General features: G+C 49.3%; 10 protein-coding genes. 7 read left to right on the top strand and 3 right to left on the bottom strand.

Translation table 11 applies throughout. The annotated features are described in order from the left end of the window. Nucleotides 1–136 precede the first annotated feature (136 nt). Genes H509_RS24625 through H509_RS0107790 form a run of 3 tightly spaced genes read left to right on the top strand, consistent with a single transcriptional unit; the run spans nucleotide 137 to nucleotide 5692 of the window. On the top strand, nucleotides 137–1438 hold the full coding sequence (locus tag H509_RS24625) for an AAA family ATPase (protein ID WP_084159114.1): 1302 nt from the start codon (nucleotides 137–139) through the stop codon (nucleotides 1436–1438). Further along, nucleotides 1435–2892, top strand: coding sequence for a DUF58 domain-containing protein (locus tag H509_RS0107795; protein ID WP_028544590.1), 1458 nt, complete (start codon nucleotides 1435–1437; stop codon nucleotides 2890–2892). Before H509_RS24625 ends, H509_RS0107795 begins: the two co-directional genes overlap by 4 nt. Further along, nucleotides 2873–5692 (top strand): transglutaminase-like domain-containing protein, encoded by a 2820-nt coding sequence (locus tag H509_RS0107790; RefSeq protein ID WP_028544589.1) that lies wholly within the window; start codon nucleotides 2873–2875, stop codon nucleotides 5690–5692. Before H509_RS0107795 ends, H509_RS0107790 begins: the two co-directional genes overlap by 20 nt. Before the next feature lie 27 nt (nucleotides 5693–5719). Here the strand turns inward: H509_RS0107790 and H509_RS24620 are convergent, their stop codons facing one another. Then, nucleotides 5720–6754 (bottom strand): LacI family DNA-binding transcriptional regulator, encoded by a 1035-nt coding sequence (locus tag H509_RS24620; RefSeq protein WP_051286885.1) that lies wholly within the window; start codon nucleotides 6752–6754, stop codon nucleotides 5720–5722. Nucleotides 6755–7007: 253 nt separating this feature from the next. Here H509_RS24620 and H509_RS0107780 point away from each other — a divergent pair, with 253 nt between their 5' ends. Then, nucleotides 7008–7799 carry a Cof-type HAD-IIB family hydrolase gene (locus tag H509_RS0107780; RefSeq protein WP_028544588.1) on the top strand — a complete coding sequence of 264 codons (792 nt, stop codon included), beginning with the start codon at nucleotides 7008–7010 and terminating at the stop codon, nucleotides 7797–7799. Between the two features lie 261 nt (nucleotides 7800–8060). Then, nucleotides 8061–8828 (top strand): TrmB family transcriptional regulator, encoded by a 768-nt coding sequence (locus H509_RS0107775; protein ID WP_028544587.1) that lies wholly within the window; start codon nucleotides 8061–8063, stop codon nucleotides 8826–8828. A gap of 68 nt (nucleotides 8829–8896) precedes the next feature. Here H509_RS0107775 and H509_RS0107770 read toward each other — a convergent pair whose 3' ends face one another. Continuing rightward, nucleotides 8897–9760, bottom strand: a complete 864-nt coding sequence (locus tag H509_RS0107770) for a lipoate--protein ligase family protein (protein ID WP_028544586.1) — start codon at nucleotides 9758–9760, stop codon at nucleotides 8897–8899. Between the two features lie 300 nt (nucleotides 9761–10060). Beyond that, nucleotides 10061–11272 (bottom strand): MFS transporter, encoded by a 1212-nt coding sequence (locus H509_RS24615; protein WP_036696712.1) that lies wholly within the window; start codon nucleotides 11270–11272, stop codon nucleotides 10061–10063. Nucleotides 11273–11494: 222 nt separating this feature from the next. Between H509_RS24615 and ptsG the strand changes: the two genes are divergently transcribed. Both ptsG and H509_RS0107755 read left to right on the top strand, forming a co-directional pair. Then, nucleotides 11495–13066 (top strand): glucose-specific PTS transporter subunit IIBC, encoded by a 1572-nt coding sequence (gene ptsG, locus H509_RS24610; RefSeq protein ID WP_036696709.1) that lies wholly within the window; start codon nucleotides 11495–11497, stop codon nucleotides 13064–13066. A 93-nt stretch (nucleotides 13067–13159) separates the two neighbouring features. Then, the gene (locus H509_RS0107755; protein WP_028544585.1) at nucleotides 13160–14320 is read left to right on the top strand and encodes an iron-containing alcohol dehydrogenase; all 1161 of its coding nucleotides are present in this window, start codon (nucleotides 13160–13162) and stop codon (nucleotides 14318–14320) included. Nucleotides 14321–14527: the final 207 nt, after the last annotated feature.

The raw sequence follows: 14527 nt of genomic DNA, 5'->3' as shown, positions 1-14527 counted from the left end.
CTATTCTATTGGGCGACACTATTTGATAGGGCGACCCGGGATCGGTTCAGGTGACGTGTGATGCGTACGTGAATATCGTCCTGGGTCTTTGTTGTATCGTGATTGTGGTCGGATAAGAATGGAGGGACCTAATAGTATGTATAACCATGAATCTACTTATTCCAAAGAAGTATGGACTTCTACCTTTGTACAATATGGTTGGGAACAAATGCAGCAGCGTCTAAACGAAGTCATAATCGGCAAGCCGGAACCTGTCAGATTGGCTTGCCTGACGATGCTCGCAGGCGGCCATCTCCTGCTGGAAGATGTGCCAGGCGTAGGCAAGACGCTGCTGGCGCGAGCGCTGGCTCAGCTCGCTGACGGCACGTTTCGCCGCATACAGATGACGCCCGATATGATGCCAGCAGACATTACGGGCAGCATGGTATTGGACCCTGCGACGGGAGTGCTCCGCTATAGCGAAGGGCCGCTTGCTGCTAACGTTGTATTGGCAGACGAATTGAATCGGGCGCCGGCACGCACGCAAGCGGCTTTGCTGGAGGCGATGGAAGAACGGGCGGTTACAGTAGACGGCGTGACTCGACCGCTGCCGGAACCGTTTATGATTGTGGCGACGCAAAATCCGCTCGCCTTTGAAGGCACCTATCGTTTGCCGGAGGCGGAACTAGATCGTTTTATGACTCGTTTATCTTTGGGTTATCCAGACGTGCAGGGCGAGGCTGACATGCTTGTGCGCGAACAGAACCGGATGGAGCGTGTGGCACGTCCACGGATACAGCCTGTATTTACGCCGGAAGAATGGGCGCTGTTGATTAGACGCATTCGTTGCATTCACGTGGATGATACGTTGTGTCGTTATATGGCGGACATCGCGCAAGCTACACGGACACATGATCAGATTGTGCTCGGGGTTAGTCCACGCGGTACAGTAGCCCTGATGCAGGCCGCTCAGGCGCAGGCCTTTTTGTCGGGTAGAACTTATGTTATACCGGACGACGTAAAAATAATTGCAGCGCCTGTTCTGGCGCATCGGCTGGTGTTAAAGCACGCCGCTTCTTCAGATCACGCAGCTCACGTCATAAGGGATACGATTTCCAGCATTCCCATTCCAAGCTTTACGATCGAAGGGAATCGAGATGGAGCAGCCCGCAAGCGAGGGGGCACGACAAGAGGGATACGCCGGAGTTCACGAGTAGCAATTCGGATGGATTCTAATCCAGGTACAACTGTAGGAGCAAGTAGCAGTTCAACCGTTGACACGATCCAAAGTACAGGCGATGACTTCAGCACGGAATGTGACGCACAAATAAGGATAACCTCAAACCGTCATCGCAGCGGCGGGCGTTCGTTTATGCAGGAAACGGCTCGCCAGACCGTTACAAGTCACGCTAAGACACGAGGAAACGGCTCCAGTTGGCTCGGGGGCTTGTTCCGATGAGAAGCCCATGCAGTCAAACGCAGTCGTGGGCAGTACGTATTGTGTTGACAGCAGCGGTGGGCATAGTTCTACTCAGCTATGGCTGGTCGCAGCTGCACGCAGCGGCGGCATTTATTGGTGTAATGGTGACGGTATATACGCTTTATGGTTTTTGGTTTAAGTGGTTTCTTTATGCAGACCCTGTGCACATCACGATAAAGATGAATGAAGAGGGTAACGGAATGGTTCACCGTCAATTGGCATGGTGCACCACGTTGTCGTCTACCAGAAGACTCCCTTGGCTTTATGTTCGTGTGGAAGAGGTCTGGGAGTTGGTAAGCGATGAGGGGAGACTAACGGAGGGATATCCCAATCGGTTCATGAGGTTTACGCAAGCGACAAGGAAGATATACGATCCTTTACGAATGCATGAACGAACGTATGATGAACAAGCAGTCGTCAAGACTCCTGCGACGGCTTGCCCAACGAATACACATTTAACAACTAAAAGGTATTGGCGCAGTACGAAGCTGATCCATCCAAATGGGCGCAAAAGCTTTACCTACTCACAATCACTGTCGCAGTTGCCTAGAGGGATATATCGATATGTACGTACAGAGTTATACACGGGTGATATATGGGGTTGGTTTACGAAGAAGATCAGCAGCCATAATGTCCGATTGCCGGCTAGTGACATTTTTATTATGCCGGGTGCAGGAAAGTGGCAAGAATGGAATAAGCCTCTCCCCGTATCCTTTATACCATCTCATCACAGCCGCATAGAAAAGAATACAGCATCATCGTATAGTCGGGAAGGTGTCCCGACACCGGAGCTTCGTTCCTATCAGTCAGGCGATCCTTGGCGTTCTATTCATTGGCGGTCATATGCGAAGCATAGACAGTTGAATGTTATCGTTCCGTGTGATGAAGTCCAGAGGCAGCTCACCATCGTACTGGATGAGAGTTGGCAGGAGGTAGCTGCTTATGATGGGGTGGAGCAGCAGCAATTATTGGAGGAAGCGCTGGATGCGGCGGCGGAATGGTGCTCGTTAGGGTGGAAGGAAGCTGTTTTGGTCAAATTAGTGTGGCTTAGTCAGGGCGAAGTGCAGGTGGGAATGGAGGCAATAAGCCGCGCACTTGCTTCAGCAAGCTCGGCTGTATTGTCTACGAATGACATACATACAGACAGCGATCAGCAATGTTCAACCTTATTTGTGAATACTATTGGCAGGTCAAACGACAAAAAGGCACTACACCATCAGTTCCAAGGCAACGACGTTGTGGTCATCAGCCATTTAGAGGTGGCGGACGGAGCACCACGAGTGCTAACACAATTACGTGGATGCCGAATTGCGGTATGGGTGACCTTAACCGATTATGCGGATGGCAAGCAGTCAAGTTCAATGGCTGCTGATGAGTTATCTTCGCTCCCGCTGCGAAAGGAGAAATCGGATTATGCAGCCTCTTCACATTAAACGGGGCTATGCCTTATCAAAGCTGCATGTCGAGTCCTATGAAAAAGAGGCGATAGAACACAATCGGGTGCAATTGTGGCAGCAGGTGACATGTACAGTGCTCCTGTGCGGCTTGTTTATGGAATGGCTCATTCCGCTCCAATCTGACGGGGGGGAGGAGAGCTTGCTTCATATTTTGCCAATTGCTTGCACGATTGTGGGCAGTCTTATGGCAGGTGTATTTCTTGCCTCAACAATGCTGCTTGTGCTCGTCCGAGCCGGTATTGTGGTGTTATCCAGCGCATGGGTACTCGGTGCAGCGGTAGATGGAGTGCAAACAGATGTAACCGATGTGAGCTTGAATTTTATAAATCATGTACATGCAGTCAGCAACGGGATTGTGAGGCTGTATACAGGGATAGCCGTTGACATGCAGCAGCTTGTGGCGGGCTTGACCCAGTGGAAATGGGCGCCAATCGGAGCAGAAATGCGAACGCTTCTGCTTATAGCGGGGATTTCTATTCTGTGCGCGCTTATCCAATCCTTGCTGTTAACCCAGCAATCCATTTTGTTGTTTAGTGGGGCTACATTCGCTTATTTAGTTATTCTTCAAATGACATTAGGCGCCGACAATGGTTATGGATTCGTCCGTACGTTAGCGTGGAGTGCGGCGCTCGTTTCCTGTTTGCAATTACAACGACAGGCGAGACGGGATCAGACGTATGCGAGCAGGGCGTGGCCAGTTCGGTGGTGGATGGCTACGGTACTGTTTAGTACGGTACTGGTTGCCACATTTGCGATATGGGCGCAAGCAGCACAGTGGAATAAGCCCCAATCATGGCCAGCGCTAACGAGTTGGGTGCAAGAAGCAACAGATACCGCTGCACAAGCGATCCGTGAGACTGCTGGCAGACCCCAAGCGGGAAACGCAGGCTTGGCAGGTGGAGCAGCTAGAACAGGGTATGGCACAGATGATTCTGAACTAGGTGCCCCCGTATCCGATGATGGCAAGATTGTATTTCGAGCGCACACGCCGGCATCTACGTATTGGCGGGTGGAGTCCAAGAGTATCTATACCGGTCGCGGCTGGGAAGTGCCGGATGAAGCAGCTTCATTAAGCCGAGAGATACTCGATCCATCGGGATCTATCAGCAACGAGTCTTCCGAGGCAGCGGATAAGCAAGCGACAAAGCTTGGGTGGTCAACACCGGTTGTACAATCTATCCAGCTTGAAGCAGGCGAGGCGCTGCGGATGCCACTTGTATTTGGTGGACGTCCTGAACGGCTCCAAGGCTGGGGCAGTGATGATACGAGTGAATACACAAATGGTGCAGCAAGTGCTAACACAAGTGTCGAAACAGGTGTCGAAACTAGTGCTGACACGTCAGCACAAGCCTTCGAAGTTGGTAATCATCTGCCCAAGCTAATATATGAGCGGGCGTGGGAGCGATATCGTGTAGCCGATCGTGACCAAACGGGCGAGTTTTCCTCAGCCGGACCGTTGACATATTCATACGAGACCCGGATATTTCAAATGGAAGGGAAGAAGTGGAGTCAACTGGAAGATGTCGCTGATCCCCATGAGATTATCGCGACATACACGAGTCTACCGCAGTCACTACCTGACAGAGTTCGCAAGCTGGCTAAAGAGCTGATGTCACCAGCAGTGTCACGGTACGAGCAGGTCAAAAAAGTTCAGCATTACTTGTTAAGCCATTACCCGTACACCAAAGCGGAGACTGCCGTCCCCCCAGATGGTGCTGATTTTGTGGACCAATTTTTGTTCGAGCAGCGTCAAGGCTACTGCAATCACTTTTCTACGGCTATGGCTGTCCTGCTGCGTGCAGAAGGGATTCCTGCACGATGGGTAAAAGGGTTTGCTCCAGGACAAGTCGAAGCATCGGGGCAATATGTGGTGCGAGCGTCAGCCGCACACTCATGGGTAGAAGTATATTTCCCGCAGATCGGTTGGGTCGCATTTGAAGCGACACCGCCGACTAGTGCTCAAGCTGCCGATACAGCAACCACCCTGCATGAAAGCACGGGAATGGATAACGATGTCGTACAGGCGTCTATTGACGGAGCATGGGCGCGGCTTGCAGCGGAACAACGGGTGTTAACGCTAAAAGAGCTATCCGATTCCAGACTTTCTTCCTCATCCGAGCATGTATGGATGCACGTATGGTCCCGTTTTTGGGAAGACACGTGGCAGCAGCTCCAGCAATGGGGGCAAGCAGCAGTTTGGAGTGTGGACACGATGTCCCAGCAGGCTGTGACTGAATGGGCACGTATAACAAGCGGAGTTTATTGGCGAGACCTATTAATGGATGAACAAGTAGGACAGGACGGGGCGATTAAAAAAGGTACAATTGCAAGTCAATTGTGGGACGATATTCCGATGATTGGCAGCCTTCTGCTCCTTGTTACACTACTGGCCTTGCTCATTAGTATTCGTTATTTCGTCAGAGGATTGAGGCATAATGCCCCGCTGCGAAAGCTAAAAAGGCTTGTTTCGGCCCAACAGCAATATTATGATGCGAAGCGGGTGCCGTTAATGGGCAAGCTTGCTTGGCAACTGATTGAGCGCCGCTGTGGCCAGCGTCCTCATGGTATGACGCTTGACGAGTATTTGAAAGGGTTGTCACAATTGTCACTGCATAAAGACACGGTACAATTACTGCAATTGTTTGCCAAAGACTGCAACGCGATGTTATATGCTAAGCATCAAGGGGAACGCATTCACCGCACACGGTTTGTCGATGGCTGTGCAGAGGTATTGGAATGGCTGCGCGCGGACAAAAGACAGAGCCGCAGCCAGTAGTAGATGACGTCATGCTTAGAAACAGTTTTATTTCTGAGCTGGCGTCTTTGTATTGGATAGCGCAGTAAAGGAAGCAGGCGCCTGTCCCACGGTCATACGCTCGATAAAATGATAGGGGAGCTTATGCTTCTCTGTCCGGGGCACGTCTGCGTGCAGTTGGCGGTAAAAAATCGTAAAAGCGAGACAACCGATATCGTAGCTGGAATGGTCAAATGTTGACAATTCAAGCACACGCGCAATCGGAATATTATCAAAACCGATGACAGAAAGCTGTTCAGGCACCTTAATGCCTAGTTTTGCTGCTCCGAGCAGAATGCCCGCGGCAGATTGGTCGCCAGCAACAACAAGCGCTGTAGGGCGTGTGTGCATATTGCTAATAGCACGAATCACTTCTTCCCCATGATCGTATTGGTAGCAGTTCGAGAAGGTCCATTCTGGAACTAGAGGTACTTGAATTTCCTGTAGTGCTTCCTCATAGGCTCGTATGCGATTTAAACTGTTAAAGCTGTCTGGTCTTCCGATCGTATATCCAATGTGACGATGTCCTTTATCGATCAACATGTTCATGATATAACGGGTAATTTCGTAATAATCTACGTATATAGAAGAAAGAACAGAGGATTCTGTATACTCACAGACTACAATTGGGCCGTATGCAGCGTAAGGTTCAATGGTTGACCAATTCGTTTGCTTCGAACAAATGATAACACCGTCTACTTGTTTGTCTCGCAGCAGCTCAAGAGCGCGGATTTCCTCCTCTGGTTTGTAATCCGTCTGGCATAACACGATATGATAATGATGTTGTAGTGCAAAATAGGAAATTCCCTCGAGCATGCCCGCGAAGTAAGGATGATTGGCAAATGGCAACAAAACCGCCACCATACGGGTCTCACCTTTAGCCAAATTGACCGCATTGCGGTTAGGCTTGTATTGCAACTGCTCAATGGCTTTCCATACAGCGCTGCGTTTGTCTTCAGAGACATAAGGATGTCCATTTAATACTCGCGATACCGTTGTAATCGAGACGCCTGCTGCAAGGGCGATCTGTTTGATGTTAGCCATCATCATACCTCCTGAGTTCCCACTACTTTGTATTTTACGCTTCTTTAAGAAGAAATAAAAAGGTTGACCTGAAATGCGTTTCATAAGGTAAGCTGAAGGAGCACCATGATCGACAGGCCGTGTTATCGGCGTTACCGAAAGCAGAGAATCGGATGTACATGCTGAGGGCGTCACGTTACACGGCCAGCAAGGTGCTGCTGGCAGATTAGGAGCAGACGACCTTGTAACAGATAGAACGCAGGAGGGGGATAATATGAGTTACCGTATTGTATTTTTTGATATTGATGGGACGTTGTTGGATGACCAGAAGCAGATTCCAGCGTCTACACGTGATGCAATTAAGCATTTGCAGGAGCAAGGAATTGAGACCGCAATCGCTACTGGTCGAACACCTGCAACGTTTGCACATATAAGAGAGACGTTAAATATCCATTCCTATGTGAGTTTAAATGGAGGATATGTGGTGCGTAATGATCGTGTTGTCGCCCATACCCCAATGCCGATAGATTTACTGGATCGGCTTCAAGCAGTAGCTGAGCCGAACGGGCACGCTCTCGGCTGGATCGGTACGGAGGAAATGTCGATCACCCGGGAGCACCCGCTAGTGGACGCTTGTCTAGGCGTGCATGATATCGAGGCGCCTCCCGTTCAACCGGACTTGTACAAGAACTGTGATATTTATCAAGGATTGTTGTTCTGTAAGGAGGCGGAGCTGGCCAGTTATGTGGAACAACTGCCAGAGCTGCAATTTATTCGATGGCACGACAATGCACTTGATGTACAACTGCAAGGCATTTCCAAAGCTATTGGTATTCAGCATTATTTAGAGGATGCCAAGCTTGAGGCAGCGCATAGCGTTGCATTTGGTGACGGATTAAATGACTTGGAGATGCTGCAATATGTAGGCGTTGGCGTAGCTATGGGCAATGCCAAAGAAGAAGTGAAGCGTGTGGCTCATCGCGTCACATTATCCGCCTCAGATGGCGGCATAGCAGCGGCGCTTCAGGAACTAGGATTATACGCCCCGCAAGGGGCATGGAACTAACAGGGGAAAGAACAAGAGATCGTAAAGCAATTGTTACATTAAACACATTAAAAGATCATATCATTAACTAATCATTAACTAAATTCTGGAACTTTCTGCACTCTTTATTTAAGGAGGCGAAGTTCCTTTTTTTATTTTATGCAGATGAAGTGTATGAGGAGATATCTATGTACGCTTGTCTGTGCATGAAGTCTTCAAGTAAACTAGTCGTAGACAGATAGCTGTTCTGTGGAATCGGATGAATCGACATGGAGGAACGATATGCTGCAGAAGTTCGGATTTTCCCAATATGAAAGTAAAGTATATGAAGCGCTGGTCACTCATGCGGAACCGATGGATGCTACAACAATTGTTAAGCATTCGGGCGTGCCTAAGGCCAAAATTTATGAGGTGATTGCCAAGCTCGTTGAGAAGGGGATCGTATCAGATGCTGTATCGGGCAAGAAGCGTACTTATGCGGCAATACCGATGCAGATTGTTATAGATAAGCTCACTCATGAATTTGAACGTGACATCGCAGAGCTGAGAAGAGCGGGGGCGCGACGAACCTATGCAGACGATCAGGTATGGAGCCTGAAGACAAACAGTTCCATTCAAGCTTACTGCCGACAGTTGATTGATCAGGCGGAGCGATCTATTGTGTTATCGATGTGGGTGGACGAGTTTAAGGAGTTTGCTCCGCTGCTGGAGCAAAAGGAGCTGCAAGGCGTAGACGTTGAAGTGTTAGTTACAGGCGGCAACCCGGGGGCTGTCAAACTGACAAAGATGAACGTACTTGAGCCAACGGATGGACATGAGATGATATTGGAGCAGTTTAAGCTCATTATTGCAGATGGCAATCAGGTGCTGTTTGCTGGTATGGAAGATGGCAATTGGCAGGCCATGCGTACGATGGCGCAGCCGTTCGTAAAGTTCTTTACAGAGTTCTTCCACCATGATGTGGCGCTGGCCATCATATCGCGGAAGTATGCGACAGAATTGATGCAGGATGCAGAAATGAAAGCACTGCTTATGAGATTAAGGTACTAAGTTAGGCCCGTAACGCAAGCCAAAGCAAGGCTCGCTGCTTTACACGAATGTAAAGTGGTGAGCCTTGTTTACTTCTGTCGCTCTATCCCGTAACGCTGACGAAGGGTATCGATGACTGCGTATACTTGCTCTCGCTCTGGCAGCCATAGCTTGGTGGCTGCTTCGGCAATGCCAGGGCTGGATTGCCGTTCGCGTATAACTTGCTTCACGGCTTCAACAAAAGCTTGCGTCGCGTTGCTCCCAAGCGAAGTCAATTGTTCCAGACTGCCTGTCTTGTTGTCTGTCACGATAGGATGATCGGCTTGCGTTGCACCCGCTGCTGCGCGATCATAGAAAGATCGGACCAACTCGGCGCTTGCTTTGCCTGAGCCTTGGCATATAACGAAGGCCTGCACGACAAAAGCTTGCGCCTGACGTCGCTGTGCGATTCCGCAAAACTTGATGCCACCTATACTCAGATCGAAATCGCCCGGGCAGTAGGCGCCATCAATTTCACCTTTATCAACGGTGCAGCCTGTGCTTTGTAAAGCAAGCTGAATCAATCGGTACATCCGTTCATAATCTGAACGGAAGCATTTGTCCCCTAAGCCTTCCTTCGGCATTATCAACGAAATGTTAACGACGCCCAAGTCGAGGGGGACGGCCGCTCCGCCTGTACTGCGCACAGCAGTCGAATAGCCAAGCGATTCCAGCCAATCTTGTGCTGCGGCAGCTTGTGGAAGTCGGCTGTCGCGCAGTCCCATCACAAAGCCGCGCGGATGGCGCCACAAGTGGCACACTGCTGGACCGCCGCTGCCTGTATGTTTGCATAGCAATTCATCTAGCGCAAACGGATATAGAATGTCCTGCGCCTCATCTTGCTGTGTGCGATCCAACAACAGCAAATTGTTGAGCCCGTCTTCCCCCGTTAATGAAATGGCACATGCTGTCATCTTTGCTTCCTCCTGTATCTAATCATTCCTGTCATGGATTCAATGACTCGCTAGCTTGTGAACCTGTACTTTTATCGTAGCATGAAAGTGATTGTTCTACCTATCGCAATTTTAAAGAAGCAAAGATAAAAGACACGAATCGTCGGTTCTGTCCTGTCGAGCACACCCATTGGCGCAAAAAAATGACCTCGCATCCCACCTTGACGTGGAATTCGAGGTCATTTTGGTACTTATTTCAGCTGTCTTGGTCGTGTGACCACGTTGAGGACAGCCCTTCTCTAGCGGGCACAATACATCAAATTACACTTGCTCCGCAATCGAACCAACAGCCGAAGCGGCCGGGCGCTTTGCGGCCGCCAAGTTGGCCGCGACTGGCTTGCGGCTGATCGAGAAGGCTGCGCAGCCTAATGCGAGCAGGGCGATCAGACCGCCTACCCAAGGGTTGTTAGCGACAGAGCTATTCTCGATCACCATGCCGCCAATAAAGGAGCCAGTAGCAATACCTAGATGCATAACCGAGTTATTCAGGCTCAACTGAATTTCAACGGTATCTGGCGCATGCTTAATGAGATAGGATTGCTGCGCAGGCGACAACGCCCAACTGAGGCCGCCCCAGATCATCATAGCTGCCATAAATACGTAGATCGACGCTTGGGCAGCAAGCAGCATCATAAACATCGCACCGGAGAAACAAGTAACGATCAGCAAAATCGTTTTATTCACACCCCATTTATCTGACAGTAAGCCTCCAAGCCCACCACCGGATACGGCTGCGATCCCAAACATGAAATAAACCACACTCATCATCGTAGGACTAATATCAAAGTTGGATTGTACAAATGGTGCAAGATAAGCATATAGCGTCAAATGGCCCGTCAGCATAATAAAGGAAATGAGCTGACCGCTTACGAGCTTGCTGCTGCGCAGCGTAGCCAACTGTTTGCGAAGCGGTACCGCTGGACTTGGCTCGGTTCGCTGTAGGAACAAGGCGATGCAGATCATAGCCACTAGGCTTAACGCCACGATGAGAAGGAATGGCGCTCTCCATCCATATGCGTTGCCGATAACCATTCCGATAGGCACGCCTAGCACAAGTGAGCCGCTAATCCCCATATAAATGACGCCAATTGCTCTTCCGCGATGGGATTCAGGAACAAGTTGGGACGCCATCGTAATGGACAACACGATGATGACAGAGCCGCTCATCGCTGATAAGGCGCGGGCAGACAGCGTAAGCGCATAGCTTGAGCTGAAGGCAACAATCAAATTGGCGAGTACAAAGACGGCAAGCGCGTATAAATACAGCTTTTTGCGTTCCATTTTCGCTGTAAGATTCATCAATATTGGGGCTGAAAGAGCAAACGCGACGGAAAATATGGTTATAAATTGGCCTGCAGCGCTAACGGAAATGTGTAAATCCGCTGCAATCAGGTCGAGTATACCTCCGACGATCAGCTCTACCGTGCCGACGACAAAGGCGGAAACGGCCAATAAATAAACACGTAAATTCAAACAGACACACCCTTCCTTAATCATAAAAAGTTACTACTATTATAGTAACCTATAGTTTGTTTCGCAACATAAATATGAAAAAATAGGATAAACCTGAGCTGGCAAGTATTGTTTCGCAGACAATCCACGTACTTTGATCTGCATAGTAAGCGCCATTGCAGGACATGTTAACAGCAGATTTCGTATGTCATGAACATGTGTACAGTCAGGGGTTGAAACGATATGTTTAAATCATTGTTTGGAGTTTTGCAAAAAGTCGGAAAAGCGCTTATGCTGCCGGTTGCGATTTTGCCAGCTGCGGGAATTTTGCTTGGTGTCGGCAACGCCCTTGGCAATCCTGACTTAATTGAACGAATACCAGCGCTAGGCGGGACAGCATGGAGTACGATTGCCAGTGTCATGGAGCAGTCAGGCGGGATCGTATTTGACAATCTATCGTTGTTATTTGCTGTAGGAGTTGCTATTGGTTTGGCAGGCGGCGATGGGGTAGCGGGATTGGCTGCCATTGTAGGATATTTTGTTATGAACGTTACAATGAAGGTTATTATGAAGGTGACACCCGAGTTGGTTGCACAGGACTTCTCGTACGCATCTTTGCAAGGTATTCCGACTTTGCAGACAGGTGTGTTTGGTGGCATTATTATCGGGATTACAGCAGCAACGCTGTACAAGCGATTTTTTACTATTGAACTGCCGTCGTATCTCGGATTTTTTGCGGGCAAACGATTTGTGCCCATTATTACGGCGGTTACCGCCTTGCTGATCGGGGTGCTGCTAACGTTTCTATGGCCTCCTGTGCAAAATGGCTTAAACGCGTTCTCGCACTCGCTTATTGATTCGAACCGATCGATGGCGGCATTGATCTTTGGAACTTGTGAGCGAGCGCTAATCCCTTTTGGGCTGCACCATATTTTTTATGCACCGTTCTGGTTTGAGTTTGGACAGTATATTAACAAAGCGGGAGAGTTGGTTCGTGGCGATCAGAAAATATTTTTTGCACAGCTAAAAGACGGAGTCGAGCTGACAGCAGGAACCTTTATGACAGGGAAATATCCGTTTATGATGTTTGGCTTGCCTGCCGCAGCATTAGCTATGTACCATGAAGCGCGCCCCGAAAATAAAAAGCTGGTTGCAGGCTTGCTTGGCTCTGCTGCATTGACCTCATTTCTGACGGGGATAACGGAGCCATTAGAATTTTCGTTTCTGTTTGTGGCGCCGGTGTTGTTTGCGGTGCATGTACTTTTTGCCGGCCTGTCGTTCTTAACGATGCATCTGCTAGGGGTCAAGATCGGAATGACTTTTTCAGGTGGGGTGATCGACTATTTGCTGTTTGGGGTGCTTCAAAATCGGACCCCTTATTGGCTCGTCATTCCGGCAGGATTAGTGCTGGCTTTGATCTATTATTTTGGTTTTCGGCTTGCGATTCGGAATTTTAACCTGCGAACACCCGGGCGGGAGATCGCAGTTCAAGGCGGTACTGTCGTTCAGGCATCATCAGCAGACGAATTGCCGCGAGGCATTCTGAATGCACTTGGCGGCAAAGCGAATATAGGCTCATTAGATGCATGTATTACTCGTCTAAGGGTGCAGGTGAATGAAGCAGGGCAGGTAGACAAAACAAAGCTGAAAGAGCTCGGAGCCTCTGGTGTGTTAGAAGTTGGAAACAGCATCCAAGCTATATTTGGCACACGTTCTGAGACGATTAAGCATCAGATTCATGAGCTCATTAAACGTGAAGATATGGAACTCCAGGCTGAACCCGATGCAAAAGAGACCAAGGAGGAGACAAAGTAGAAGCGCTCTTCCCTCTTGGTTTGATGGAAGCAATTGTGCCGGACTTCCTTTATAATGAGGGTATTAATGGTCATTCAGAGGAGGAGTGCGGGAATGCAGTCATTTCAATTTCACAATCCGACAAAGCTTATATTTGGACAGGGACAATTGTCTCATTTGAAGCAGGAGCTATCTGCATACAGCAGCGTACTGCTTGTTTATGGTGGGGGCAGCATCAAGCGTAATGGATTGTACACACAAGTGACGGAAATTCTCAAAGAGATGGAATTGCGTGTAACGGAATTGGCAGGTGTGGAGCCTAACCCACGACTGACGACTGTACATAAAGGTGTGGAATTATGCCGTGCCGAGCAGGTTGATTTTATACTGGCTGTCGGAGGCGGCAGTGTCATCGATTGTGCCAAGGCAATTGCTGTCGGGGCGAAGTACGAGGGGGATATGTGGGATTTCTGCTTGCGTAAAGCAGTTCCACAAGCGGGCCTTCCGCTTGGTACCGTGTTGACGATTGCGGCTACAGGCTCGGAAATGAACGGGGCTTCAGTCATTACGAATTGGGAAACGAACGAGAAGCTAGGCTGGTGGAGCACGCACGCCTATCCGAAGTTTTCGATCCTTGACCCTGTATTTACGACAACGTTACCTGAGAATCAGACGGTCTATGGTATGGTGGACATTATGTCCCATGTTTTCGAGAACTACTTCCATCACGGAACCAATACACTTGTCCAGGACGGTTGGTCCGAGACACTGTTAAAGAGTGTGATTCAGACAGCTCCTGAGCTTATTAAGAACTTAGACGATGTGGAGCTGCGCGAGACGATACTGCTGTCGGGTACGCTAGCGTTAAATGGCATGCCTAGTATGGGCGTGAGCGGTGATTGGGCGACACATAATATCGAGCATGCGGTATCTGCGGTGTACGATATTCCACATGGCGGCGGGTTGGCCATTTTATTTCCGAACTGGATGAAGCATACGTTATCCGAAAATGTGGGCCGTTATAAACAGCTTGCTGTAAATGTGTTTAACATCGACGCGGCTGGTCGTTCTGACGAAGAGGTTGCGCTTGCAGGCATTGAAGCGCTGCGCAGCTTCTGGACGTCGATCGGAGCTCCGAGCCGGTTGGCCGATTACGATATTGATGGTACGAAGCTTGAGGAGATGGCCGATAAAGCGATGCTATTTGGTCCGTTCGGCAACTTTAAGAAGTTGGATCGTGAAGATGTGCTTGCCATTTACCGTGCATCACTGTAATCGTATCCGTATAATCTCATCCATGTAGACAAGAAGCTTCATGTAAACGGTTATAAGGCAGGCTCGGTATCCGCTGTGGAACCGGGCCTGTTGTTATGCGTATGTAGTGGTGTATATGTCGATTTTTGACGAAATGAAAATTAGCGAGTAACATTTACATGCAGGGTATGCAATGCAGCAGGATGTGGTATAGTAACAAAAGTTAGG

Source organism: Paenibacillus taiwanensis DSM 18679 (assembly GCF_000425125.1).
GTDB lineage: Bacteria > Bacillota > Bacilli > Paenibacillales > Paenibacillaceae > Paenibacillus_B > Paenibacillus_B taiwanensis.
This window is presented reverse-complemented; position numbering and strand designations above follow the sequence as displayed.